This window comes from Pseudomonas sp. HS6-2 (genome assembly GCF_049325675.2).
Taxonomy (GTDB): domain Bacteria; phylum Pseudomonadota; class Gammaproteobacteria; order Pseudomonadales; family Pseudomonadaceae; genus Aquipseudomonas; species Aquipseudomonas putida_N.
Window position 1 is genome coordinate 1,628,397 of the sequence record NZ_CM143906.1, and the last position, 24,075, is coordinate 1,652,471.

A 24,075-nucleotide genomic window follows, 5' to 3' on the forward strand; every position below is an offset into this window, starting at 1 on the left:
CCGCAAAGCGGCCCCGGCCATCTAGAAGGTATGTCCCAGGTTCAGGTACACCGCCTGCTCATTCGCAGTGTTGGCGCCATAACTCAGGTTCAATGGCCCCAACGGCGTCTCCAGCCCCAAAAAGATGCTCGCCGCATTGATGTAGCCACTGTCAAACGCGTTGTCGTTGTTCCACGCCCGCCCCCGCTCCAGCGACCCACCGAAGTACAGCGGGAAGTCCAACGGCAGATAGGCCCGCGGCGTCAGGCGCCGGTAGTACACCATCCGCAGCAGGCTGACGTTCTGCCCTGACACCGAGTCCTGACGGAAGCCCGACAGCTCCCTCGCGCCACCCAGCACGAAGCTCGACGTCACCACCTCCGTTGGGTCTAGCGTGCGTCCATAGCGCCCACCCAGCACAAAGGTGTTCGAGCCGACGCTGAATGCCTTGTCCAGGTTCAGCAGCCACTGCCGGTAGTCTTCGTCCGAATCCAGCGACTTGTCGTACTTGCGGAAGGTCAGGCCGATGTCCTCGCCACGGTGCGGGAAGTACACGTTGTCGAGGGTGTCGAACGAGTACTTCAGCTCGTAAAAGCCTTCGTTGAAGCTGACGCTGGGCAGGTCCTGATCGCCAATACGCACGTCAGCCTCGCCCCAGGCCTTGCCTACGCCCAGGCGCACCTCGCCGGAAGTGCCGATCTGGCGGCCGACGTTGAGGCCAAAGCCATAACGCTCCAGCCTGTACTCGGCGATCGGGTCGTTGTCCAGGGTCGCTTCGATGTTCTGCGAACCGAAGTCCAGATAGGGCGCGACGAAGTAGCGCGAACCCACATCCAGCGGCTGGTAAAACTCGCTGTACAACTCCTGCTGGTCACCAATCTGGGCACGGGTCAGCCATTCCGCGCCCAGTCGGTTGATGCCGTTCATGCGGTAGCTGGCGCCCAGGTTGAAGGCGCTGTCGCCGCGCAGGTCGTCCGACAGGTTCAGGCCCAGGCGCAGGTAGTCGGTACCGCCGCGTTTGCCGCGGGCATTGATCACCAGGATGTTGTCGTCGCCCTTATGCACCACGCGGTACTGAACCCGGTCGAAGTAGTCCAGGCCATACAGGGTGCCCATGTCGGTCTGCAGGCGGTCGAGCGCCAGTGGTTCGCCAATCGGCTGGCGAATGTAGTAGCGGATCACGTCGTCGCTGACCTTGGAATCGTTCTCTATCCTGATCGCGGTAATCACCGGCGTACGCTGGCCTGGCGAGCGCGCCACTGCGAGGCTGGCGTCGCTCTCTGGTTGGCGCAGCGCGGCTAGGCGCGTGTCGAGCAGGCGGGTGGCGCGATAGCCGGCGTCGATCATGTCCTGGGCACGGCCGAAGTCGGTGACGCCGAAGGCGGCCAACTGTGGCTGGATCAGGATGTCGTCGCGGTGCAGGCTGGCCAGCTGCTCCTCGGAGTTGCGTCGGGTCATCAGGGTGATTGACTGGTTGAGCACGTCGACTACCGTGGCCAGTTGCTTGCGGTCGCGCAGCGGAGTGCCGATGTCGACCACGATGGCCAGGTCGACGCCCATCTCCCGGGCGACGTCGAGCGGGATGTTGTCGGTCATCCCGCCGTCTACCAGCAGGCGGCCATCCAGCTCGACCGGGGCGAACACCGCCGGGATCGACATGCTGGCGCGAATCACCTGCGGCAGGTGGCCACGGCTGAACACCACCTTCTCGCCGCTGGCGATGTCGGTGGCGACGGCGCGGAAGGGGATCGGCAGTTTGTCGAAGTCGCGGATGTCAGCGGTGTGGGCCAGCTTGCTTTCCAGCAGTAGCGCCAGGTTCTGGCCCTGGATCACCCCCAGTGGCAGGCCGAGGCTGCCGTCGTCGCGGAAGCTCAGCTTCTGTTTGACCAGGAAGTCGCGATCATCCTGCTTGCGCCGGAATGGCACGTCCTCCCGTGGCGGTGCATCGGACAGCGCCTGCTGCCAGTCCAGTGTGGTGGCGAGTTTTTCCAGCTCCTCGATACTGTAGCCGGAGGCATACAACCCGCCCACCACGGCGCCCATGCTGGTGCCGGCGATGGCATCGATGTGCACGCCTTGTTCTTCCAGAGCCTTGAGCACACCGATATGGGCCAGGCCACGGGCGGCACCGCCAGACAACACCAGGCCGACCTTGGGGCGGGCAGGCTCGGCGGCGAATACGGTGAGGGCAGTGAGCGTCAGCAAAAGGCATAACAGCAGGCGGCGCATCGTGAGTCTCAAACCGAAGGATAAAGACCGCTAGTATAAGCGGCCCCTCACCTGGAGATGCCTCAGCATGGCCGACAACAAGCCGGAAATCGTCATCACATATTGCACGCAGTGCCAATGGCTGCTGCGCGCCGCTTGGCTGGCCCAGGAGCTGCTCAGCACGTTCACCGACGACCTTGCCCGGGTGGCGTTGGAGCCGGGCTCCGGCGGCATCTTCCGCGTCACCTGCGATGGCGTGCAGATCTGGGAGCGCAAGGCCGACGGTGGCTTCCCCGAAGCCAAGGTGCTCAAGCAGCGCGTGCGCGACCAGATCGACCCGCAGCGCGACCTGGGCCACAACGATCGCTGATCAGGCGCCCTCGGCCACGGCCTTGTGCCGGGGTGGCTGTTCGGCGGCCATGCGGCTCGACAGCACGATGGCGAAGATGATCAGCACGCCGCCCAGCAGCATGCGCAGGGTTGGCGTTTCGGCAAACACCGCCCAGGCCACGGCGATGCCGTAGACCGGTTCCATGGCAAACACCACGGCGGCGGTGCGCGCCTTGATCACCGCCAGGCTGGCCACGAACAGGCTGTGGGCGACGCCAGTGCAGAAGACCCCGAGCAAGGCGATCCACAACCAGTCGATGCGGGCGACCTGGGTCAGTCCCGGGCCGGCGAAGGGCAGCAAGCACAAGCCGACCACCAGGTTCTGCCACAACGCCGCCTGCACGGCGGGCAAGCGCCCCGAGCCGGCACGGTTGGTCAGCGACAGCAACGAGAACAGCAAACCGGAGAGCAAGGCCCAGAGCAGGCCACCGGTGGCCTGGCTGGCCAGGTCGAATGCCGGGGTGACCAGGATCAGGCCGATGCTGACTAGCACCACCAGCACGCCTTCGTTGCGACGAATGCGCTCGCGGAACAGCAGGCCTTCGAGGATCACCGTGAAGGCCGGGAAGCTGGCAAAGCCCAGGGTGGCGATGGCTACGCCGCCAACCTTCACGGCGATGAAGAAACTGACCCAATGGCCGGCCAGCAGCACGCCGCCGAGCAGCAGGCGGCGAATGTCCTGGCCGCTCAGGCGCCGCCAGCCGGGGCCGGTGAGGCTGGCGAACAGTGCCAGGGCCAGCACGGCGAAGGCGGCACGGCCGAAGACGATGATTGCCGGGCTGGCGCTGGCGGCCAGTTTGCCGAAGACGCCGGTCAGGCCGAAGAACAACGCGCCAATGTGCAGGGCGCCGAGGGCAGTTCGGTGGTTCATGGTGGGTCCTTTGAATCTTTATATGGCAGGACCGGCCTTTTCGCGGGGCAAGCCCGCTCCTACAGGGATCGTACAGTTCTCAAGGGCTATGTAATACCTGTGGGAGCGGGCTTGCCCCGCGAAAGGGCCAGCACAGGCAAAGTGTAAAGCCACTGGCCGATACGTTCTGTCGCCATCCTGGCATCAGTTGTCGACAGACTCTCGCCGCATGGCCAGCGGCGAGCAACCAAACGCCCGTAGCATCGCCGCCGAAAACGCACTCTGTGAGCTGTACCCCACTTGCACCGCAATCTCCCCCATGGGTAGAAAGGTCTGCGTGACCAGCCGCTTTGCCTTGAGCAGGCGCCGCTGGCGGATATAGTCCATTGGTGTCATGCCGCACTCGGCGGTAAATCGTGCATGCAGCCGGGCACTGGACAAACCCGCGATGCGCGCCAGGTCTGCCACCTGCAAGGGGTATGCTGCATGCTGTTCGATATGCGCATCGAACGCGGCATAGGGCAGGCGGTGGCTGGGCGTGACCCTGGCCGAGGCACTGGGGTTGAGGCTGGCCAGCAATAGCACCGCGCCTTGCCGGGCGATCAGCGGGTCGTCCATGGGGCTCGTCGCCAGCCAGTCCACCAGTTGCTGCTGGCGATCATCCAGCCCCAGGGCGCCAGGCTGGTCGAGCAGGTGCCGGCTGGTATCGGCATGCGCCCCCAGTTGCTCGTGCAACCAGTGCTCACCGGGCACATCCAGCACCAGGCAATCGCTGCCGACGTCGCTGGCGCATGTGTGATGGGCGCCAGCGGGCACCACCATCAGCCCCTGGCGAGCAATCCTGGCGCCATGGCCCTGCACCTCGAAATCCAGGCGGCCGTGCAGGCCGAACACCAATTGCGGGTGCTCGTGACTGTGAGCGATGAGCTCATCGCGGTAGTGGCGCAAGGAAAGTATCGGGCCGGCCATGGGGCATCCTCGTGGGGCTGTCAGCCATTGTGCCGCATTCGTGGCAGACCATCACTCGTCACATCCCTGCCACCAACCTGTCATCTGTGCCTGCCAGTCTCCAGCAAACAGCGCCGGAGCCTGCCCATGACCCATGTCGAACTCTCTCGCCCGTCACGCAAGCAGCGTGTGCGCACATTGTGGATATCTGACGTGCATCTGGGCACACGTGACTGCCAGGCCGAACACCTGTCGCAGTTCCTCAAGGGCTACCAGGCCGACCGCGTCTACCTGGTCGGCGATATCATCGATGGCTGGAAGCTGCGCAGCGGCATCTACTGGCCGCAGGCCCACACCAATGTGATCCGCCGCTTGCTGACCATGAGCAAGCGCGGCACCGAGGTGATCTACGTCACCGGCAATCATGACGAATTCCTGCGGCGATACTCGAAGCTGATACTGGGAAACATCCAGCTGGTGGACGAGGCCGAGCACCTGACCGCCGATGGCCGTCGCCTGCTGGTGATCCATGGCGACCAGTTCGACGTGATTACCCGCTATCACCGCTGGCTGGCCTTCCTCGGCGACCGTGCCTACGAGTTCACCCTGGTGCTCAACCGCTGGCTCAACCATTGGCGTGCGCGCTACGGGTATGGCTACTGGTCGCTGTCGGCGTACCTCAAGCACAAGGTCAAAGGTGCGGTGAACTTCATCAGCGATTTCGAGGATGCGATTGCCCATGAATGCACCCGTCGCGGCTTTCATGGCGTGGTCTGCGGGCACATCCACCATGCCGAGATTCGCCAGGTGGGGGAGGTGGAATACCTCAATTGCGGCGATTGGGTGGAGTCGTGTACGGCGCTGATCGAGCACTGGGATGGCAGCATCGAGCTGTATCGGCTGGCCGACGCGCAGGCCCGCCAGGCCGAAGCCGCGACGGCCCTGCGCGAGCCGGCCTAGAGGCTGATCCTGCCGAGCAGGATGTCGCGGAACATGGCGAAGTCGCCGATCAGGCTGTACCACGGGTGCTTGAACGTCGCTGGCTTGTTTCGCTCATAGAAGAAATGCCCGACCCAAGCGAAGCCGTACCCGCAAAACGGTACGGCCAGTAGTAGCCACCACTTGCCACTGCCGACGGTATAGGCAAGCAAGGCAATCACAAGGCTGGTGCCGACGAAGTGCAGGCGTCGGCAGGTCGGGTTGCTGTGTTCCCCCAGGTAATACGGATAGAACTCGGCGAAACTGCGAAACTGCGCGGTGCTGGTCATGGGCAGTGCTCCGGGATTATCACTTTTGGACAGGATACACGGCGTGGAGCCTGAATCGAGTCTAGAGTCATTGGCGGTGCCGGCCAGTGACAATAGGTGCCAAATGAGTATCCTTGGGGTTCACCGCATGAAGCGGTCAGTATAAGAAGCCTGCCATGAGTGAAAGAACCACGTCAGCCAGCTGGGCATCAGGGATTGTCAAGGCGCTGGAGCTGGAAGGGCTCGACTGCCCGGCCATGTTCAAGCAGCTGGGGCTGGATTTCGCTGCACTCGACGACCCGGATGCACGCTTCCCGCAGGACGCCATGACCCGCCTCTGGCAGCTGGCGGTCGAACTCTCGGGCAACGAGGCCATCGGCCTGAACATGGCGCGGGTGGTGCGCCCGGCTTCATTCCATGTGGTGGGCTATGCGTTGATGTCCAGCCGCACCCTGGCCGAAGGTTTCGAGCGGTTGGTGCGCTACCAGCGCATCATTGCCGAAAGCTCGGACCTGAGCTTCATCCTCGGCCCTGAAGGCTATTCGCTGATTCTGACCGTGCATGGCGATCACCTGCCACCCACCCGGCACAGCGCCGAAGCGTCGTTGGCCTGCGCGCTGGCCTTGTGCAAATGGCTCAGTGGCCGGCCGGTGCAGCCGCGGCGGGTGCTGGTGCAAGGGCCGCAGCCGAAGGATATCGAGCCATACAAGGTGGCGTTCCATTCCCCGCTGATATTCGGTGCTCCGCACGATGCACTGGTGTTCGAGCGGGCCGACATGGAAGCGCCATTGCCCACTGCCAACGAAGCCATGGCCATCCTGCATGACCGCTTTGCCGGCGAATACCTCGCGCGTTTTTCGGAAAGCCGCGTGACTCACCGGGTGCGCCAGGTGCTGTGCCGCATTCTGCCGCAAGGGGAGCCCAAGCGCGAAACCCTGGCCCAGGCCCTGCACCTGTCCCAGCGCACCTTGCAGCGCCGCTTGCAGGAAGAGGGCACCAGCTTCCAGACGTTGCTCGACGACACCCGCCGCGAGCTGGCCGAGCAGTATCTGGCCCAACCAGGCATGACCCTGCTGGAAACCGCCTATCTGCTGGGCTTTGCCGACCCGAGCAACTTCTATCGGGCGTTTCGCCGCTGGTTCGATGTGACCCCCAGCGAGTACCGTGCCCGGCTGGGGGCGGAGCCTGCCGAAGTCAGTGACGCCAGAACGCCGGCATACACAACACCAGCACCGTGATGATCTCCAGGCGGCCGAGCAGCATGCCGGTCGACAGCACCCATTTGGCGGCATCCGGCAGCGTCGAGTAGTTGCCCGAAGGGCCGACCACTTCACCCAGGCCCGGGCCCACGCCCGACACGGTGCCGGCAGCACCAGTCAGTGCGGTCATCCAGTCAACGCCCAGCAGTGACAGCAGCAGGGCCATCACGCAGATGGTGATGGCGAAGAAGAACGAGAAGGTCAGGATCGAGCGGACGATTTCTTCGTCCAGTCGATGGCCGTTGTACTTCTGCTTGATCACCGCGCGCGGGTGGATCAGCTGGTTGAGGCTGGCCTTGAGCAGGATGTAGGCCACCTGGAAGCGGAAGATCTTGATACCGCCGGCGGTGGAGCCGGAGCAGCCGCCGACAAAGCCCAGGTAGAAGAACAGCATCAGCGAGAAGTTGCCCCACAGGCTGTAGTCGCCCAGGGCGAAGCCGGTGGTGGTGACCACCGAGGTCACGTTCAGCGCCACGTGGCGCAGGGCGTCGAGCCAGTGCAGGTTGGTGGTGTACCAGTACCAGGTGCCGAGCACGATCCAGGTCACTACCAGCATGCCCAGCAAACCTTGAACCTGCTGGTCGCGGATAAGGGCTTTGCGGTTGCCGCGCAAGGTCGCCACGTACAGCGTGAAGGGCAGGCTGCCCATGATCATCACCACCACCGCGACCCAGTGCACGGCAGGGATGTCCCATTTGGCCAGTGACTGGTCAGAGGTGGAGAAACCGCCGGTGGAGATCGCCGACATGGCGTGGTTGATGGCATCGAACGGGCTCATGCCCGCCCACCAGAAGGCCAGTGCGCCAAAGATCGAGAAGCCGACGTATACGCCGACGATCGACTTGGCGACCATGTGCGAGCGCGGCATGACCTTTTCCGAGCGGTCCGACGACTCGGTCTGGAACAGGCGCATGCCACCGATGCGCAGCAGCGGCAGGATTGCTACCGCCATGGCGATGAAGCCGATGCCGCCGAGCCAGTGCAGCATCGAGCGCCACATCAGGATGCCCGGCGACATCGTGTCGAGCCCGCTGAGCACCGTGGCGCCGGTGGCGGTGATGCCAGACATGCTTTCGAAGAAGGCGTCGGTGTAGCTGATGTGCTGGGTCAGCAGGAAGGGCAGGGCGGCGAATATGCACACCACCACCCAGCTGCTGACGGTCAGCAGGTACATGTCGCGCGGGCGCAAGTGTACGTGCTCGGGGCGGCCCTGCAGGACCATGGCCAGGCCGGCGATGAAGGTGATCAGGCTGGACCAGAGGAACGACGGCAGGTCGCCGGTGCGCTCGAAGATCACCAGGGTGGCCATGGGCACGACCATGCTGACCGCCAGGGTGATCAGGAAGATGCCGATGATGAAACCAATGATCCTTAAGGTCGGCAACGCCATGTGATCTGCTCTGACTCGAAACGGAAGGGCGCCATTCTACCTATGGGTCTGGTGATGTAAACGCTAGAATGGCCGCACATTCACCTGCCAGGAGGGTAGCCGATGGAGGCTCTCGACGCATTGCTCAACCGTGTATCCGTGCCGCGCCTGACCGAACCTGCGCCCAACGAGGCCCAGCGCGAGGCGCTGTTCCAGGCCGCCTTGCGCGCACCGGACCACGGCCAGCTGCGGCCATGGCGCTTCCTGACCATCGAGGGGCAGGGCCGCGACAAGCTCGGTCAGCTGTTTGCCGAAGCGGTGCAGCACAAGGGCGACGCCAGCCAGGCTGCGTTGGACAAGGCACGCGCGATGCCGCTGCGTGCGCCGTTGCTGATCGTGGTGATCGCCAAGCTGCAGGACCACTTCAAGGTGCCCAAGTCCGAGCAGCGCCTGGCGGCGGGTTGCGCGGCCCATGGCATCCTGATTGCAGCGCATGCACAAGGGATAGGCGCGGTGTGGCGCACCGGTGAGATGGCGTTCGATGCCCATGTGCACAAAGGGCTGGGCCTGGCCGAGAATGAGGAGTTGATTGGCTACCTGTATGTCGGTACGCCGATGGCCGAACCGCGTACGGCGCCGATTCTGGAAACTGCCGATTACGTCAGCGTCTGGGGCGAATAGCGCGCTGGATTCTTCGCGGGGCAAGCCCGCTCCTACAGAAATTACGCAAGGGCCGAGGGCTGTGCAGTATCTGTAGGAGCGGGCTTGCCCCGCGAAAGGGCCAGTGGGCCCTACATCACTTCAACTGCCTGTTGCCACAGCCAGCGGCAACTCCAACCGAGCCACGAACCCACCCTGCGGGTGATTCTCCAGCACCAGACTCCCGCCATGCCGCTCGGCCGCCTTGCGCGCAATCGCCAGCCCCAGCCCATGCCCCGCCGCTTCCTGCCCCGGCGCGCGGAAGAATGGCTCACCCAACTGCGCCAGATGCTCCGGCGCCGCACCTGGCCCATGATCGCGCACGCTCAGGACGATCTTGTCCTGCTCGCGCTGCGCACTGATCTCGATCGGTTGCCCCTCCGGGTTGAAGCGCAGGGCATTGCGCACCAGGTTGTCCACGGCACGCTCGATCAGCGTCGGCCAGCCTTGTAGCGTCAGCCCCGGCTGCGCTTCCAGCTTCACTTCCTGCTCCGGCGCACTGAGCTGGGCGTCCTTGCGCACGCTGCCGAGCAGCGCGTTGAGATCGACAGGCTCGGCGTGGGCCTGCTCGGCATCGACCCGGGCCAACGTCAGGATTTCGCTGATCAGGTCTTCCAGGCGGTCGCATTCCCGGGTCAGGCGTGGCCACAGGGCCTGGCGCTGTTCGGTTTCGGCGCGCTCTGCCAGGGCCAGGGCAATGCGCAGGCGAGCCAGTGGCGAGCGCAGCTCGTGGGACACATCGCGCAGCAGCTGGCGCTGGCTGCCGATCAGGCTCTGCAGGCGTGCCCCCATCTTGTTGAAGTCCTTGGCCAGCACGCCGAACTCGTCACGCCGGGCCGCCAGGCGGGCCAGGCTGTTCTGTTGGTAGCTGGCCTGGCCAAGGTCGTGCACCGCGCCGCGCAGGCGGCTGAGCGGGCGGGTGATCGACAGGGTCACCAGCAGGCTGAACAAGGTCAGCACCACCAGCGCGATACCCAGGGCACTCAACGGCCAGAGCAGGCTCTCGCGGTGCCAGGCGTCCAGCTCCGGGTGCGGGATGCGGTAGATCAACAGGTAGGTGTTGCCGCTGTCGGGGCTGGTGTATTCCTCGGTCAGGCGGCGCCACGGCAGGCGGCGCTCGTCATTGTGCTGGCGCGCCTCGAACGCCGCCGCGCGGCGCGGGAAAGTACCAGGCACCACGGCATCGCCGCTGTCGTCGAGCACCTGCACATCGATCTTGTAGCGCTCCTTGCGTCGCTCCAGGAAGGCTTGGGCAGACTCCAGGCCCTCCTGCTCGTAATGCTTGGCCCAGTGGCTGGCCATGGTCTTGAGGCCCGGGTGGCGGCTGAGGATCCAGGCGTCCTGGTTGAGCATGTGGCCCAGCAGGATCGACAGGCCCGCGACCAGGGTGATAGCCAGCCAGAAACTGGCCAGGATGCGCCAGAACAGAGAACGCAAGAGCACCTCCTGAAAACGGGAAAAGCCCGGCCCGCTTGAGGGCGGGCCGGGCATTGGGGTGACAGCTTACTGGGCCTTGCCAGCTTTTTCAGCTTTCCAGGCCTGGAACTCCTTCCATTCAGCCTTGCGAGCTTCGCGTTCCTTCTGCAGTTCGTCGAACTTCTTCTGCTGGTCAGGCTTGAGCAGCGCGCGGACCTGGCTGTCGGTCTTGTCGTGGCTGGCCTTGAGCTCGTCTTTCATGGCCTTCTGGTCAGCTGCTGGCAGCTTGTTCAGGTAGCGCTCGGTGATTTCGCGGCGGTGCTGCATTTGCTCGCCCATCAGCTTGCCGATCTGCTGGCGCTGGTCGCGGCTCAGGTCCAGTTGGGCGAAAGGCGCATCACCGCGATGATGCGGGCCGTCGTGACGCGGGCCGCCTTCAGGCATGGCCATGGCGACGGTTGGCAGGGCGGCGGCGAACATCAGGGCGATAAGGGTCTTGCGCATGGTGTTTCTCCTGTCATGGGCCGGTGTTTACCGGATGAGCTCAGTCTAGGGAGATCAAGGTCAAGCGCAGTCAGCGGACGGTAAAGGCAGGGTAAAGATGGGGCGCAGGCGGCCCCATGCAGGTTTACAGGCTGTAGTAGTAACCGCGGCTACGCAGTGCCACGATCCGCGGCCGCCCATCGGGGTGTGGGCCGACTTTCTTGCGCAGGTTGCTGACGTGCATGTCCAGGCTGCGGTCATACAGGGTCAGCTTGCGCCCCAAGGCGATCTGCGCCAGTTCCTGTTTGTCCAGCGGCTCGCCCGGCTGGCGCAGCAGCGCTTCGAGGATGCGGCTTTCGGACAGCGTCAGGCTCATGTCGCGGCCATCGATGCTGACCACGCCACGCACCGGGCTGAACGCCAGGTCGCCGATCTCCAGCTGGGTGGTGGTGGCGGTGGGGTGGCTGCGGCGCAGCACGGCGCGCAGGCGGGCGGTGAGCTCACGAGGGTCGCAGGGCTTGGCCAGGTAATCGTCGGCGCCCAGTTCCAGGCCGAGGATGCGGTCCAGGGGTTCGCCGCGCGCCGACAGCATCAGCACCGGCAGCTCGGCGTGTTCGTTGCGCAGCTGCTTGAGCAGCTCCAGGCCGCTGCCGTCGGGCAGCATCACATCCAGCACCACGGCCGCCGGGGCCTGCTCGGCCAACGCCTGTCGCGCGCTCTGGCCATCGTGGCAGGCGCGTACCGCAAACCCTTCCTGGGTCAGCCAGCTGCCGAGCAGCTCGCAGAGTTCCTGGTCATCATCAATCAGTAACAGCTCGCTCATGACTCACTCAATTCAAATCGACGGCGTCTGACGCGCTCGCCAGTGGCAAAGATACCGCAGACTGGGGGCGACTGTGCAATTTGAGCGTGCAATTAGAACGGGGCAGGCCGCGTCGCCTGCGTGATCGGCGACGCGGTGGGCGGTCAGGGCAAGACTTGCTTGAACGGCTTGACGATGACCTTGTCGTACACGCCCGCGGCGATGTACGGGTCGGCATCGGCCCAGGCCTGGGCGGCGGCCAGGGAGTCGAACTCGGCGACGATCAGGCTGCCGCTGAAGCCGGCTTCACCTGGGTCGTTGCTGTCGATGGCCGGGTGCGGGCCGGCCAGCACCACGCGGCCTTCGGCCTTGAGCTGTTGCAGGCGCTCGATGTGCGCCGGGCGTGCGGCCAGGCGTTTTTCCAGGGAGTTCGCGACGTCGCTGGCGATGATGGCGTAGAGCATGTCAATCCTTGGGTTTGGAGGTGGAAGGGTCGTCGTGCAGGTGACGCGACAGGTACACACCCTGCGCCACCAGGAAGATCACGGTCATGCCCAGGCTGCCGAACACCTTGAAGTCGACCCAGAAGTCCTGGAAGGTGAAGGCCACGAACAGGTTGGCGGCGCCGCAGAACACGAAGAAGGCGATCCAGGCCACGTTCAGGCGCGACCAGATGGCATCGGGCAGGGTTAGCGCGTGGCCCATGATGCGCTTGATCAGCACCCGGTCGCCGATGAAGTGGCTACCGGCGAAGCCCAGGGCGAACAGCCAGTTGACCACCGGCGCCTTCCACTTGAGGAAGGTCTCGCTGTGGAAGGTCAGGGTCAGTCCACCGAACACCAGGCAGGCGACCAAGGTCAGCCACTGGCCCTTTTCCAGCTTGCGCTGGCGCAGGAACAGCGCGCCGTACACCACCAGCGAGCTGATGATCAGCATCGCCGTGGCACTGTAGATGCCGCCGAACTCGAAGCTGTGGCCAGCGACTTCCATGGGTCGTGGGTCGAGCTTGTAGACGATGAAGAACAGCAGCAGCGGGATGAAATCGATGAATTGTTTCACAATGGCAGCCAGAATCGGGATGTGACGGCATAATAACAAACATCGATTCCAGCGAAAGCGCTCCTCCATGAATGTTGATCTGCACTGTCACAGCACGGCCTCCGACGGCGCCCTGTCGCCCACGGACCTGGTCGCCCGGGCCCATGAGCACGGGGTGCAAACGCTGGCACTGACCGACCACGACACCCTCGAAGGGCTACCCGAAGCTCGCCAGGCCTGCCACACGCGTGGCATGCGCTGGGTCAGCGGGGTAGAGCTGTCGTGCACCTGGGGCGGCGCGACCATCCACGTGCTGGGCTACAACTTCCCGCTCGATGCACCGCCCTTGCTCCGGGCCATCGAGGCCCTGCACCGTGGCCGCTGGTTGCGCGCCGAGGAAATCGACAAACGGTTGGCGGCCAAGGGTATGCCGGGCGCCCTCGACGGTGCGCGGGCCGTACAACAGGAACTGGGGGACAGCGGCAACGCCCCGGCGCGGCCGCACTTTGCCGAATTCATGGTCCGCGCCGGCCATGTCAAGGACCGCGGCGAGGCCTTCCGCAAGTGGCTGGGGGCCGGCAAACTGGGCGACGTCAAGCAGCACTGGCCGACGCTCGAGGAAACTGTCGCGACCCTTCGCGAGTCAAACGCTTGGGTGAGCCTTGCGCATCCCATGCACTACGATCTGACCCGCAGCAAGCGCAGGCGGCTGATTGCCGACTATATTCAGGCAGGCGGGCAGGCACTTGAAGTGGTCAACGGGATGATGCCGGCCGAACAGGTGGGCACGATGTCCATCCTCACCCGTGAGTTTGGCCTGCTGGCAAGCGCTGGCAGCGATTTCCACGGCCCCGGCACCTGGGGCGAGATCGGTGCCTACCGGCCATTGCCTGAGGACTTGCCACCTCTGTGGCGTCGATTCAGCCATGAACAGCCTATGGCGCTATGAACAGGAAGACTTCGTGAGCCAATTTTTCCAGATTCATCCGGAGAACCCTCAGCCGCGCCTGATCCGCCAGGCGGTGGAGATCATCCGCAAGGGCGGCGTGGTGGTCTACCCGACCGACTCGGCCTATGCCCTGGGTTGCCAGATCGGCGACAAGGCGGCGATCGAGCGGGTGCGCCGCCTGCGCGGCCTGGACAAGACCCACAACTTCACCCTGATGTGCTGCGACATGTCGCAACTGGGGCTGTACGCCAAGGTCGACACCGGTATCTTCCGTCTGCTCAAGGCCCATGTACCCGGGCCCTATACCTTCATCCTCAACGGTACCCGCGAAGTGCCGCGCCTGCTGCTGCATGAAAAGCGCCGCACCATCGGCCTGCGCGTGCCGGACCACGCTATTACCTTGGCGCTGCTGGCCGAACTGGGCGAGCCGCTGATGAGCGTGAGCCTGATCCTGCCGGGCGACACCGAGCCGATGACCGACCCCTACGAGATTCGCGAGCGCCTGGAGCACCATGTCGACCTGGTCATCGACGGTGGCTTCGGCGACCTCAAGGCTTCGACCATCATCGACCTGTCCGGCGACGAGCCTGAACTGATCCGCGAAGGCTGCGGCGACCCTACGCCGTTCATGGTCAACGCGTGAGTCAGGTGGAAGTACCCGAGGCGCCGGCCGAACAGATCGAGCCGCCGCCACAGCAGTTGCAGCTGGCGCTGGTCTACGGCGAAGCGCTGACCGAAATGCCGGTGGACCTGTACATTCCGCCGGACGCCCTGGAAGTCATCCTCGAAGCCTTCGAGGGCCCGCTGGACCTGCTGCTGTACCTGATCCGCAAGCAGAACATCGACATCCTCGACATCCCGGTGGCGGAAATCACCCGCCAGTACATGGGCTACGTCGAATTGATGAAGAGCGTGCGCCTGGAACTGGCCGCCGAGTACCTGGTGATGGCCGCCATGCTCGCCGAGATCAAGTCGCGCATGCTGCTGCCGCGTTCGGCCGAGGTCGAGGAAGAGGAGGGCGACCCGCGCGCCGAGCTGATCCGCCGTCTGCAGGAGTACGAGCGCTTCAAGGCCGCCGCCGAGGGCATCGACGAGCTGCCGCGGGTGGGCCGCGAGATCGTCGTGCCGCGTCTTGAGGCGCCACAGGCCAAGGTGCGCAAGCTGCTGCCGCAGGTCAGCCTGGAGGAGCTGCTGGTGTCCATGGCCGAGGTCATGCGCCGTAACGACCTGTTCGAGAGCCACCAGATCACCCGCGAGACGCTGTCTACCCGCGAGCGCATGAGCGACGTGCTGGAGCGCCTCAAGGGCGGCGCCTTCGTGCCGTTCGTCGAGCTGTTCACGCCCGAGGAGGGTAAGCTCGGCGTGGTGGTGACCTTCATGGCGATCCTCGAGCTGGTGAAGGAATCGCTGGTCGAACTGGTGCAGAATGAGCCGTTTGCGCCGATCCATGTGCGGCTGCGCCCCGAGTCTGTCGAAGAACCTGATGAATCTGAATGAACCCCGCGACCTGGCGTCGCTGATCGAAGCGTTCCTGCTCGCCTCGGGCAAGCCGCAGTCCCTCGAACGCCTCTACGAGCTGTTCGAAGAGGCCGAGCGCCCCGAGCCGAAAGTCTTCAAGAAAGCCCTGGAAGTGCTCGCCAAGTCCTGCACGGGGCGGGCTTTCGAGCTCAAGGAAGTGGCCTCCGGTTACCGCTTGCAGATTCGTGAAGATTTCGCGCCCTGGGTTGGCCGGCTGTGGGAGGAGCGCCCGCAGCGTTATTCCCGGGCCTTGCTCGAAACCATGGCGCTGATCGCCTACCGCCAGCCCATTACCCGTGGCGAGATCGAGGACGTGCGCGGCGTGGCGGTCAACAGCAACATCATCAAGACGTTGATGGAGCGCGAGTGGATTCGCGTGGTCGGCTATCGCGAGGTGCCCGGGCGCCCGGCGATGTTTGCTACCACCAAGGCGTTTCTCGATCACTTCAACCTCAAAAGCCTGGACGAACTGCCAGCGCTGGCCGAACTGCGCGAGTTGGAGCCGGAGCCGCTGCTCGACCCGGATGATGCGCCGGTCCCGGCGCACATACAGGCCTTGGCCGATGCCAGCCTGGGCGAAGAGGAAGCCGTCGGCGAGCCGAAGGAAGAGACCAGCTTCCGCAGCTTGCTGGTTGAGCTGGACCAAATGGAAGAAGTCCTGAAGACCGATTTCGATGACCTGCGCGAGGAAGAGCCCGAGGCTTCGGTGGAGGAAGAGGGCAAGTCCGAACCCTGACTCTTCTGCTGCCTGTTCCGGCCTCTTCGCGGGACAAGCCCGCTCCTACAGGTTTTGAGCTTTCCCGGCGGATGGAGATCTCCTGTAGGAGCGGGCTTGTCCCGCGAAGAGGCCAGCAATGCCTACACATCACCATTAGGCAGAATTCACTCCCAAAAACCACAAAACCTTCTACCCTGCAGTGCGTTCCCCCAGCGAACCGCGTATGATGCGCGGCCTTTTGGCGCGTTCGTCGCCAGAGCCCTGATTTCATTCCTACACCGGGAGGTGCCCAGATGAGTGAGCAAGACCTGCAAAATACCGAAATCACCCCGCCAGCCGGCGAAAAGCTGCAGAAAGTGCTGGCGCGCATCGGCGTTGGTTCGCGCCGGGACGTCGAGGCCTGGATCAGCCAGGGCCGCATCAAGGTCAACGGCGTCGAGGCCACCCTTGGCCTGCGTGTCGACCTGCACGACGCCATCACCGTCGACGGCAAGCTGATCAAGCGCGAAGAGGCCGCCGAGGCCACGCGCCGGGTGATCATGTACAACAAGCCCGATGGCGAGATCTGCACCCGTGACGACCCGGAAGGCCGCCCGACCGTGTTCGACCGCCTGCCGCGGCCGAAGGAAGGCCGCTGGATCAACATCGGCCGCCTGGACATCAACACTACCGGCCTGCTGCTGTTCACCACCGACGGCGAACTGGCCAACCGCCTGATGCACCCGTCCTACGAGATGGACCGTGAGTACGCGGTGCGCGTGCGGGGTGAAGTCGACGACGAGATGGTCGATCGCCTGAAGGCGGGCGTGATGCTCGAAGACGGCCCGGCCAAGTTCACCGACATCCAGAAGGCGCCAGGTGGCGAAGGCTTCAACCACTGGTACCACTGCGTGGTGATGGAAGGCCGTAACCGCGAAGTACGCCGCCTGTGGGAATCCCAGGGCATGGTGGTCAGCCGCCTGAAGCGTGTGCGCTTCGGCCCGGTGTTCCTCAACTCCGACCTGCCGATGGGCCGCTGGCGCGAAATGACCCAGGGCGAAATCGACATCCTCGCCGCCGAGGTAGGCCTGCAGCCGGTAGCGCTGCCGACCCTGAACCTCAAGGCCAAGGACAAGATGGAGCGCCTGCAGCGCAAGTCGAGCCGGCCGATGGGGCGCAACGAGCGTGTGCGCAGCCTGCGCCCGGCCCATGAAGGCGGTGCTGCAGCCGCTGAGCGTCCTGCACGTCAGCCGCGCGATACCTCGGGTGAACGCCCAGCACGTCAGTCGCGTGACGAAGCGCCGCGCAAAGGCAGCCGTGGCAGCGCCGTGGCCGAACGCCCGAGCGAAATGCGCAAGCGCCCAGGCAAGCCTGATGGTGACAAACCGGCCGGCCGTGGCCGCGGCAAGCCGCGTGGTTGAGTGCTCTGTGCAGCGATGAGAAACCAGCCTTCGGGCTGGTTTTTTTATGCCTGCGAGAATCTGGGGCCGCAATACGGTCCCAAGATATTGAAGAAAAAGAAATTTTCGGACGACTGGCAAGTTTTCAAACCAACCTGTAAAGAAATTTATACGCGTCTACCCTAATTCAGCCTGCAATTCGGATTTTTCCTCTTCGTGTAAACAGAACTTGCCACGCCGCCCGCCCCAAAGCTCTTGCCTCCACCCCACCCAGTCTTGCCCAAACCCCCGTACCACGGTGATATAGCGCTCATTGCCGAGTGCAAAAGCCCGGCCGCAGAGCCGGGCCAACAGAACAACAAATGGAGGCGCCATGTACGCCGATCACTTCGCCTTTTCAGGCCCCTACCACAGGATCGCTGCGTTTTTTCCCGAGGAAACAATGCAACGCGTTGACGCCTGCGCGTTTGCAGAGGTATACAGTGCGCCGCGTTTTACCTGTGACCCTCTTGCGTACCGCGCACTCTTGCCCACACCTGGCTGATCCGCCCCGGCGGCATCCGTTGGCAAGAAACCCAAGGTAACCACCTTGCCCATTCCGCTGCGCCACGAGCGCGGTGGGTCCGATTCCGTCACAGATAAAAACAATGCAGGTGACTTCGTTCATGAGTGGACAAAACATGCATTCAGGCGAGCTCAAGCGGGGCCTGAAGAACCGCCACATCCAGTTGATCGCGCTCGGCGGAGCAATTGGTACCGGCCTGTTCCTCGGCTCGGCAGGCGTGATGAAATCCGCTGGCCCGTCGATGATCCTTGGCTACGCCATCTGCGGCTTCATCGCCTTCATGATCATGCGCCAACTTGGCGAAATGATCGTCGAAGAGCCGGTGGCCGGCTCGTTCAGCCACTTCGCCCACTCCTACTGGGGCGGTTTCGCCGGCTTCCTGTCGGGCTGGAACTGTTGGGTGTTGTACATCCTGGTGGGCATGTCGGAGCTGTCGGCGGTCGGCAAGTATGTTCACTACTGGTGGCCGGAGATCCCCACCTGGGTTACGGCAGCGGCGTTCTTCCTGCTGATCAACGCCATCAACCTGATGAACGTGAAGTTCTTCGGTGAGGCCGAATTCTGGTTCGCCATCATCAAGGTTGTGGCCATTGTCAGCATGATCGGCCTGGGTGCCTACCTGCTTACCAGTGGCAGCGGCGGCCCTGACGCCTCCATCACCAATCTGTGGTCGCACGGAGGCTTCTTCCCGAATGGCGTCAGCGGCCTGGTCATGGCCCTGGCCTTCATCATGTTCTCCTTTGGTGGCCTGGAAATGCTCGGGTTCACGGCAGCCGAGGCCGACAAGCCGAGGACCGTAATCCCCAAGGCCATCAACCAGGTCATCTACCGCATTCTGATCTTCTATGTAGGCGCCTTGGTGGTGCTGTTGTCGCTGACGCCGTGGGACAACCTGGTTGCCAGTATCGACGCTTCGGGTGGAAGCTATGGCAGCAGCCCGTTCGTGCAGGTGTTCTCGCTGCTGGGCAGTGATGTGGCCGCCAATCTGCTCAACTTCGTGGTACTGACTGCGGCGTTGTCGGTGTACAACAGTGGCACCTACTGCAATGCCCGCATGCTGTTGGGCATGGCCGAGCAGGGCGATGCCCCGGCATCGTTGGCCAAGGTTGACAAGCGCGGCGTGCCGGTGCGTTCGATCCTGGTGTCGGCTGCGGTTACCTTTGTTGCCGTGCTGCTCAACTACCTGATGCCGCAAAACGCCCTGGAACTGCTGATGTCGCTGGTGGTGGCCACCCTGGTGATCAACTGGGCGATGATCAGCTACTCGCACCTGAAGTTCCGCCAGCACCTCGACCGTACTGGCCAGAAGCCGCTGTTCAAGGCGCTGTGGTACCCGTACGGCAACTATGTGGTGCTGGCCTTCGTGGTACTGATCCTCGGCATCATGCTGATGATTCCGGGTATCCAGGTTTCGGTGTATGCAATCCCTGTCTGGCTGTTTGCCATGTTCGTGGTGTACATGGTCAAGCCGCGTCGTCAGGCGCAGGCGGGTCGGGCTGCTGGTCACGCGGCCAAGTAAGCCGCTAGAGCTACTCGTAAAACCCGAAGCCAGGTGACTGGCTTCGGGTTTTTTTTTGCCTTGTCCCAAAGCCCTGCAGAGGATGCCGGGTAGTAGCCGAATAGTGCCTGGCGCTGCCTCCCTTAGCCAATGCTGCAGGTACTTACAAGCAGGGTCTCAGGCACACATGACTACCGACAATCCTCACTCCACACCGTTTGATGGAAGTGCGCAACTGCGCAGCTTTCAGGATGGCTTTATCGCCAGACGCCTACCTGGCTGGTTGAAAAAACTCGACCCTGCGCGGTTTGCCTTGTTGAGCGAGGCGTTGCACGCCGGGCTTGCAACGCGTCGGCAACTCTCTGCAATTTTTTCCAGAGTGCAAAACATCGATGAGTTCGCCAAGCAACGAATTGTCGATCGGTTTGGGCTGAGTAGGGCACCCGATAAGCTGTTTCTGCGGCAGTGGTACACCTATGCATCGCCAACCGTGCATTGGGCTACCAGTCGGCTACCGATACAGGACCGCGACTGGTACGACATTTCGTTGTTATGGGCGGCTTTACAGAACTTCAGCAATGACCACATCACGATGAAAGGGGATTGCGTGGTCGACATGGTCGGCAACAAAGTTGCGCAGCTTTCAGCCACGGCATTTGTCCAGGCATGCCGCAGTCTTGATATTGGCGGTCAATACCAGAAGCACTTGCAATCTGTACTGCAGTCGCCAGTGGTGAGCGGCGCTAACGGGCAGGGCTTTGCTGAATTGCTGCAAAGTCAGATTCGTTCGATGATGCTGGTCGATGCACTCAAGGCGCACTCGGATGGCGTACTCAGTGAGGTGCAACTGGAGTGGGTGATCGACGTTTATCGTCAAGGCCGCCCTGGCCGACTGGCGGGCGCGCCCGTGGTTGCCAGAAAGCTGCAGATACTGGGTTGCGAGCTTCAGCAGATTGTTGTGTTCGATGTGATCGATGAAGGGTTTTTCCGTAATACCAGCAAAGCGGTGCTGGTTTACATACCTGCAGATCCACATGGCCCCTGGAGCGTGAGCAACGATCTCGAGGCGTTTGCCCGCAGTGTGCTGGGACGTCGCTTGCGCGATGACCAGTATCGTAAGTTTTTCAGTCGCTTTGTGCGCAGGCGCGACAGCCAGCATTTTTTTACTGAAGTGCAGAAACGATTGGGCGATATCGCAGACTTTGCTACCCGAGACCTGGATCAACACATGACGCGTGATCTGGATTCGCTATTCCAAGGGCTGGCGATTGGGCGGATCAACCAGATCAAGGATGACGCTGCGATGATTGCGGTGCCTGTGGCTCAGATCGACACTGCTGTGCAGGCGGAGCATGACCGGCGCATGGTCGCCGAGGGATGGGCGGGATTGACGCTTGCGAGCCTGTTTGTGCCGCAATTGGGCGTGATCTTGCTGGCGGTGATGGCCTGGGACCTGCTGGACGAGACATTTCAAGCTGCGGCGGGGTGGCGCGAGGGCGACGACGCTGCAGCGCTGGACCACCTGCTCAACGTGGGCAAGACCCTGGCGATCGTGGCAGCGGCGGGTGTTGGAGGTGTTGCCGTGCGACATGCGTGGCAACGAGCGGTAATGGTCGATGACATGGTGCCTGCTGTATTGGAGGACGGCAGTGAAAAGCTGTGGAACCAGGATCTTGCGCCTTATGTAAGTCAGCCACCACCGGTGACTGCGGTGGTTGATGCGCAGGGGATCTACCGTCAGGACGCGCAAAGCTGGATTGAGATGGATGGGGCTTACTACCAGGTAACTGAGCGCGTTGACGGGGAATGTTACCTTCGTCCGCACGCGAATCATTCGCCTCAATTGGAGCACAATGGCGCCGGGGCATGGCGGCTCTGGAGCGACCGGCCAGAGCAGTGGAATGATACTCAAAGGATGTTCAGCCGACTGGGCGGCCAATGCGCTCGGCTTCCGCGCAGCTTGGTTGACCATGTGATTGCCGTGCATGGCCTCAGCGACCTGCACCTGAGGGCTTTGCACGTTTTTGGCAAGGCGCCCGAGGTTGAGCTGATTGATACGGTAAACCGGTTTCTGATTGCCGAGCGCGTGGCTGATCTGCAGCGATGCTTGCGTTCCGGTGAGCAGATCGCGGACCAGCCTTTATTGCTCAAAGCGCATGAGCTCCCCGGTGCCGCCGGGTTGGCGGATGAAGGCTTGGCGCAAGTCGTTGCCGATCATCGACGGCAGCTGTTCCAGATGCTCTATGAGCCTTTGGACGTCATGGATGAAACCACTCGCCCTTTGCGGCGGGCTTTTGCCAGCCTGCACCAGCTGGCTGCGCAGCAGATGCTGGCCGAAGCGAGTGAGGCCCAGCGCACCCAGATGGCCGAATCGGGGCGTGTGCCGCTGGCCATGGCGCTGGCTGCGCGGGAGCGGGTTTTGCGCATAAGGGTGACGCGAGTGGGGGAAGGCTTGTGGATCGACGTGCCGCAGACGTTCGATTTTGCCAGGGCTATCCTCAAGCTTGTGCAGGGGCTGCCTGGCGTGCCGGCTGACAAAAGCTGGCACTTGATAGATGCGCAAGGCCGCTTGGCATTCCCCGCGCCAAGTAGCCAGTCCACTGCATCAAGCTTGCTTTACCAGGACGGCGCATTCTGGTTGCGAGATGCGCAGGGCAACGATGAAAGTACACCCGGAGAATTGTTTGAAACCCTGGCCGATGCATTCAGCACAGCAGAGCGTGCTGCCATGGGGATTGCAGAGCCCTTTGCCGTCAACCTTCGGCAAGCAGTGGCAAGGCAGTGGATGACAGGCCGGCAGGACATCGAGAGCCTGTTCGGAGGTGATCACCCTTCGGCGCCCTTCTTGCTGCCCAGACGTCTGGATGATGGCAGGATAGGTTATCCACTTTCAGGCGGTGGCCGGTTGTTCGGCAGTCGCCCGCCCGCCGCGCTACCAGCCCGGCTACGAATGTTGTGTGCCGGCGCCAGTGACGCGCAGATCGAGGCGTGGCTCAGTGCCGCGGGGCCTGAGAATGCCGAGACGGCAATACGTGAATTTGAGAGCCAGCTTAAAATATTGAAAACCAGCTTGACGCGTTGGCAGCGGCTCGGTGCGTTCAAGCTTGAATGGTTGGCGCGTTATGGTTTTCGCAAAACACTGATTGCGCGGTGGCGTGTTGCGATACTCGGAAAATTTCTGGATGTCAAGGTGCCAAACGCGCTATGGGATATCGGGATGGGGTTTCAGCAACTTCCTGAGCTCCCGGAGTCCATCGTCTTCCCACACGTTACCCAGTTCGCGCTGAGAGACTCCGAATTGACGGAAATTTCTGAAAACTTTCTTCGTGCGTTCCCGAACTTGCAGGAGCTAGACCTGACCAATGGTGAGATTCGCAAAATTTCCTTGCCCCCCTTTCTTCGTGGCCAGTTGACGTCGTTGGATTTGTCAGGGAACAGAATAAAACTGGACGCCCGGCAGGTGGAGATACTGGAGAGTTGCACGGCGCTGTTGTACCTAAACTTGTCGAATAACCCGCTGAACGTAGGCTTTTCAATCAGCGGGATGCCGGAGTTGAGATCATTGTTGCTTTGTTCTACCCGGCTCCCGAGCATGCCGCGGGGAGTGTTGAGACACCAGAAATTGTCAAGGTTTGAACTGACGGACAGTACGATCACTTCATTCGATCCGGATTTTTGGGCGTCACCCATCGTGCGCAGGGGAAGGTTTCGGGTAGGAATGCGCGGTGAAACAGAGAGGCGGTGGTATGACCCAGAGAATATTCTGAATCCTGTGCCTCAGCGTTATCAGTGGGAGGACGCTATGGATCCGGAGTTCAGGGACGAGCTGGCATCGTTGTGGCAGAGTATTGAAGAGCTGCCCGGCTCGCATAATTTTTTCGACCTCCTCAAACGCTTGAGTACATCTGCAGAGTTCGCCTCTGATAACGGTGCGAATGAGCTTGCTTATCGGGTACAGGAGATGATGGAGGCGATCAAAGAAGCCGGTGATTCGCTTGTGATCACAGAGGATGAACTTGCCACGATCGTTGAGGACAAGCTGGCGCAGGAAGCTGGGGCGAATGCAGGCAGGGAAAAACTGATGGCCGACACCCGGGAGCATTACAGCTTCAGGGCTGATTTCTTTAGGGAGTCGGAGGTCAATGCCTGTGGTGATGATGCGCTCTCTCATTTTATCGATCTTGAGATGAAGATCCAGACGTGGGGGCTTATCCGAAATCCTGAAGCTCACTCGGAGGCAGAGTTGTTGAGGGTCGGTGGTCAATTTTGGCGGATGCAAAAGCTGGATGAGTTTTCTTCGATGCATGCTTTTGATTTGGGAATGGCTGCGAAGTCGGTCGATGTGCAGTTGATGTATCGAATCGAGCTGTACGATGACCTGCAACTTCCCATTCGCCGTCCTGTTATGCGTTTTACCGGTGAGTTTGACCGAAGAGCTGTAGACCGTCCTGGGGTGTTGAGGGACATCCGGGAACATCAAGTGGTTGCCGAAATGGCTCCATGGTTTTGTGAGCAAGCGTACTGGCGAAAATACCTTGAGCGGACGTGGCCTGCACGCTTCAAGTTACCAGCACAGCGAATCATAGAAAAGAATCGGTTACATGAGGCAGATGATGCAGAGGGCATGGAGGCATTTAACCAATGGGAGGCGGACTGGTTGCGTGATCAGCGTATGGCGTTGACCGAGGCGGCCATGCAGCGCGCGGCATATATGTGGAATGTTAACATCCCCGAATGAATGATAGGGGGCAGGCGCAATT

21 protein-coding genes are annotated in these 24,075 nt (G+C 62.5%); 11 read left to right on the forward strand and 10 right to left on the reverse strand.

Annotated features, from left to right (window positions below):
• Nucleotides 1-21 precede the first annotated feature (21 nt).
• Entirely contained in the window at nucleotides 22-2,208 is a 2,187-nt protein-coding gene (locus ACOKS3_RS07730; protein WP_422763218.1) for a patatin-like phospholipase family protein, read from the reverse strand.
• 67 nt (nucleotides 2,209-2,275) lie between these two features.
• On the opposite strand from ACOKS3_RS07730, the gene ACOKS3_RS07735 reads away from it, so the two are divergent.
• Complete coding sequence (locus ACOKS3_RS07735; RefSeq protein ID WP_103446401.1) at nucleotides 2,276-2,557, forward strand: Rdx family protein; 282 nt, start codon at nucleotides 2,276-2,278, stop codon at nucleotides 2,555-2,557.
• Here the strand turns inward: ACOKS3_RS07735 and ACOKS3_RS07740 are convergent, their stop codons facing one another.
• Nucleotides 2,558-3,448, reverse strand: a complete 891-nt coding sequence (locus ACOKS3_RS07740; protein ID WP_103446402.1) for a DMT family transporter — start codon at nucleotides 3,446-3,448, stop codon at nucleotides 2,558-2,560.
• 183 nt (nucleotides 3,449-3,631) lie between these two features.
• Nucleotides 3,632-4,396, reverse strand: coding sequence for a helix-turn-helix domain-containing protein (locus tag ACOKS3_RS07745; RefSeq protein ID WP_103446403.1), 765 nt, complete (start codon nucleotides 4,394-4,396; stop codon nucleotides 3,632-3,634).
• Between the two features lie 126 nt (nucleotides 4,397-4,522).
• Here ACOKS3_RS07745 and ACOKS3_RS07750 point away from each other — a divergent pair, with 126 nt between their 5' ends.
• Nucleotides 4,523-5,335, forward strand: a complete 813-nt coding sequence (locus ACOKS3_RS07750) for a UDP-2,3-diacylglucosamine diphosphatase (protein ID WP_103446404.1) — start codon at nucleotides 4,523-4,525, stop codon at nucleotides 5,333-5,335.
• Here the strand turns inward: ACOKS3_RS07750 and ACOKS3_RS07755 are convergent.
• Entirely contained in the window at nucleotides 5,332-5,643 is a 312-nt protein-coding gene (locus tag ACOKS3_RS07755) for an Mpo1-like protein (RefSeq protein WP_103446405.1), read from the reverse strand. The two genes, ACOKS3_RS07750 and ACOKS3_RS07755, sit on opposite strands and share 4 nt — an antisense overlap.
• A gap of 155 nt (nucleotides 5,644-5,798) precedes the next feature.
• Here ACOKS3_RS07755 and ACOKS3_RS07760 point away from each other — a divergent pair, with 155 nt between their 5' ends.
• Nucleotides 5,799-6,860, forward strand: coding sequence for an AraC family transcriptional regulator (locus ACOKS3_RS07760; protein ID WP_103446406.1), 1,062 nt, complete (start codon nucleotides 5,799-5,801; stop codon nucleotides 6,858-6,860).
• Here the strand turns inward: ACOKS3_RS07760 and ACOKS3_RS07765 are convergent.
• Nucleotides 6,817-8,271: a TrkH family potassium uptake protein gene (locus ACOKS3_RS07765; protein ID WP_103446407.1), complete on the reverse strand. Its 1,455-nt coding sequence runs from the start codon at nucleotides 8,269-8,271 to the stop codon at nucleotides 6,817-6,819. The two genes, ACOKS3_RS07760 and ACOKS3_RS07765, sit on opposite strands and share 44 nt — an antisense overlap.
• Before the next feature lie 102 nt (nucleotides 8,272-8,373).
• Between ACOKS3_RS07765 and ACOKS3_RS07770 the strand changes: the two genes are divergently transcribed.
• On the forward strand, nucleotides 8,374-8,931 hold the full coding sequence (locus tag ACOKS3_RS07770) for an NAD(P)H nitroreductase (RefSeq protein WP_103446408.1): 558 nt from the start codon (nucleotides 8,374-8,376) through the stop codon (nucleotides 8,929-8,931).
• 120 nt (nucleotides 8,932-9,051) lie between these two features.
• On the opposite strand, the gene ACOKS3_RS07775 is transcribed toward ACOKS3_RS07770, so the two are convergent.
• From ACOKS3_RS07775 to ACOKS3_RS07795, 5 genes are all read right to left on the reverse strand, one after another.
• Nucleotides 9,052-10,392, reverse strand: a complete 1,341-nt coding sequence (locus ACOKS3_RS07775; protein ID WP_103446409.1) for a sensor histidine kinase — start codon at nucleotides 10,390-10,392, stop codon at nucleotides 9,052-9,054.
• 60 nt (nucleotides 10,393-10,452) lie between these two features.
• A complete protein-coding gene (locus ACOKS3_RS07780; RefSeq protein WP_103446410.1) occupies nucleotides 10,453-10,869 on the reverse strand; it encodes a Spy/CpxP family protein refolding chaperone in 417 nt (138 codons plus the stop codon).
• 124 nt (nucleotides 10,870-10,993) lie between these two features.
• Nucleotides 10,994-11,671: a response regulator transcription factor gene (locus tag ACOKS3_RS07785; protein ID WP_103446411.1), complete on the reverse strand. Its 678-nt coding sequence runs from the start codon at nucleotides 11,669-11,671 to the stop codon at nucleotides 10,994-10,996.
• 143 nt (nucleotides 11,672-11,814) lie between these two features.
• Complete coding sequence (locus ACOKS3_RS07790) at nucleotides 11,815-12,114, reverse strand: YciI family protein (protein ID WP_008091826.1); 300 nt, start codon at nucleotides 12,112-12,114, stop codon at nucleotides 11,815-11,817.
• A gap of 1 nt (nucleotide 12,115) precedes the next feature.
• A complete protein-coding gene (locus ACOKS3_RS07795) occupies nucleotides 12,116-12,709 on the reverse strand; it encodes a septation protein A (RefSeq protein WP_103446412.1) in 594 nt (197 codons plus the stop codon).
• A 67-nt stretch (nucleotides 12,710-12,776) separates the two neighbouring features.
• Between ACOKS3_RS07795 and ACOKS3_RS07800 the strand changes: the two genes are divergently transcribed.
• The 7 genes from ACOKS3_RS07800 to ACOKS3_RS07830 all read left to right on the forward strand — a co-directional run bounded on the left by ACOKS3_RS07800 (nucleotide 12,777) and on the right by ACOKS3_RS07830 (nucleotide 24,053).
• Nucleotides 12,777-13,637, forward strand: coding sequence for a PHP domain-containing protein (locus tag ACOKS3_RS07800; protein ID WP_103446413.1), 861 nt, complete (start codon nucleotides 12,777-12,779; stop codon nucleotides 13,635-13,637).
• A gap of 13 nt (nucleotides 13,638-13,650) precedes the next feature.
• Nucleotides 13,651-14,280 carry an L-threonylcarbamoyladenylate synthase gene (locus tag ACOKS3_RS07805; RefSeq protein WP_085675920.1) on the forward strand — a complete coding sequence of 210 codons (630 nt, stop codon included), beginning with the start codon at nucleotides 13,651-13,653 and terminating at the stop codon, nucleotides 14,278-14,280.
• A gap of 128 nt (nucleotides 14,281-14,408) precedes the next feature.
• Nucleotides 14,409-15,134, forward strand: coding sequence for a segregation and condensation protein A (locus ACOKS3_RS07810; protein WP_181004511.1), 726 nt, complete (start codon nucleotides 14,409-14,411; stop codon nucleotides 15,132-15,134).
• Nucleotides 15,121-15,891, forward strand: a complete 771-nt coding sequence (gene scpB, locus ACOKS3_RS07815) for an SMC-Scp complex subunit ScpB (protein ID WP_422763219.1) — start codon at nucleotides 15,121-15,123, stop codon at nucleotides 15,889-15,891. The genes ACOKS3_RS07810 and scpB overlap by 14 nt, the downstream gene beginning before the upstream one ends.
• Before the next feature lie 275 nt (nucleotides 15,892-16,166).
• Nucleotides 16,167-17,273: a 23S rRNA pseudouridine(2605) synthase RluB gene (gene rluB, locus ACOKS3_RS07820; RefSeq protein WP_103449912.1), complete on the forward strand. Its 1,107-nt coding sequence runs from the start codon at nucleotides 16,167-16,169 to the stop codon at nucleotides 17,271-17,273.
• Nucleotides 17,274-17,917: 644 nt separating this feature from the next.
• Nucleotides 17,918-19,336, forward strand: coding sequence for an amino acid permease (locus tag ACOKS3_RS07825; RefSeq protein ID WP_181004462.1), 1,419 nt, complete (start codon nucleotides 17,918-17,920; stop codon nucleotides 19,334-19,336).
• A 166-nt stretch (nucleotides 19,337-19,502) separates the two neighbouring features.
• Nucleotides 19,503-24,053: a dermonecrotic toxin domain-containing protein gene (locus ACOKS3_RS07830; protein ID WP_181004463.1), complete on the forward strand. Its 4,551-nt coding sequence runs from the start codon at nucleotides 19,503-19,505 to the stop codon at nucleotides 24,051-24,053.
• Nucleotides 24,054-24,075 lie beyond the last annotated feature (22 nt).

Coding starts and splice junctions, on each gene's coding strand:
- ACOKS3_RS07825 (WP_181004462.1), top strand. CDS start 17,918: ATGAGTGGACAAAACATGCATTCAGGCGAGCTCAAGCGGGGCCTGAAG.
- ACOKS3_RS07800 (WP_103446413.1), top strand. CDS start 12,777: ATGAATGTTGATCTGCACTGTCACAGCACGGCCTCCGACGGCGCCCTG.
- scpB (WP_422763219.1), top strand. CDS start 15,121: ATGAATCTGAATGAACCCCGCGACCTGGCGTCGCTGATCGAAGCGTTC.
- ACOKS3_RS07745 (WP_103446403.1), bottom strand. CDS start 4,396: ATGGCCGGCCCGATACTTTCCTTGCGCCACTACCGCGATGAGCTCATC.
- ACOKS3_RS07755 (WP_103446405.1), bottom strand. CDS start 5,643: ATGACCAGCACCGCGCAGTTTCGCAGTTTCGCCGAGTTCTATCCGTAT.
- ACOKS3_RS07740 (WP_103446402.1), bottom strand. CDS start 3,448: ATGAACCACCGAACTGCCCTCGGCGCCCTGCACATTGGCGCGTTGTTC.
- ACOKS3_RS07770 (WP_103446408.1), top strand. CDS start 8,374: ATGGAGGCTCTCGACGCATTGCTCAACCGTGTATCCGTGCCGCGCCTG.
- ACOKS3_RS07780 (WP_103446410.1), bottom strand. CDS start 10,869: ATGCGCAAGACCCTTATCGCCCTGATGTTCGCCGCCGCCCTGCCAACC.
- ACOKS3_RS07790 (WP_008091826.1), bottom strand. CDS start 12,114: ATGCTCTACGCCATCATCGCCAGCGACGTCGCGAACTCCCTGGAAAAA.
- ACOKS3_RS07760 (WP_103446406.1), top strand. CDS start 5,799: ATGAGTGAAAGAACCACGTCAGCCAGCTGGGCATCAGGGATTGTCAAG.
- ACOKS3_RS07750 (WP_103446404.1), top strand. CDS start 4,523: ATGACCCATGTCGAACTCTCTCGCCCGTCACGCAAGCAGCGTGTGCGC.
- rluB (WP_103449912.1), top strand. CDS start 16,167: ATGAGTGAGCAAGACCTGCAAAATACCGAAATCACCCCGCCAGCCGGC.
- ACOKS3_RS07735 (WP_103446401.1), top strand. CDS start 2,276: ATGGCCGACAACAAGCCGGAAATCGTCATCACATATTGCACGCAGTGC.
- ACOKS3_RS07785 (WP_103446411.1), bottom strand. CDS start 11,671: ATGAGCGAGCTGTTACTGATTGATGATGACCAGGAACTCTGCGAGCTG.
- ACOKS3_RS07830 (WP_181004463.1), top strand. CDS start 19,503: ATGACTACCGACAATCCTCACTCCACACCGTTTGATGGAAGTGCGCAA.
- ACOKS3_RS07765 (WP_103446407.1), bottom strand. CDS start 8,271: ATGGCGTTGCCGACCTTAAGGATCATTGGTTTCATCATCGGCATCTTC.
- ACOKS3_RS07730 (WP_422763218.1), bottom strand. CDS start 2,208: ATGCGCCGCCTGCTGTTATGCCTTTTGCTGACGCTCACTGCCCTCACC.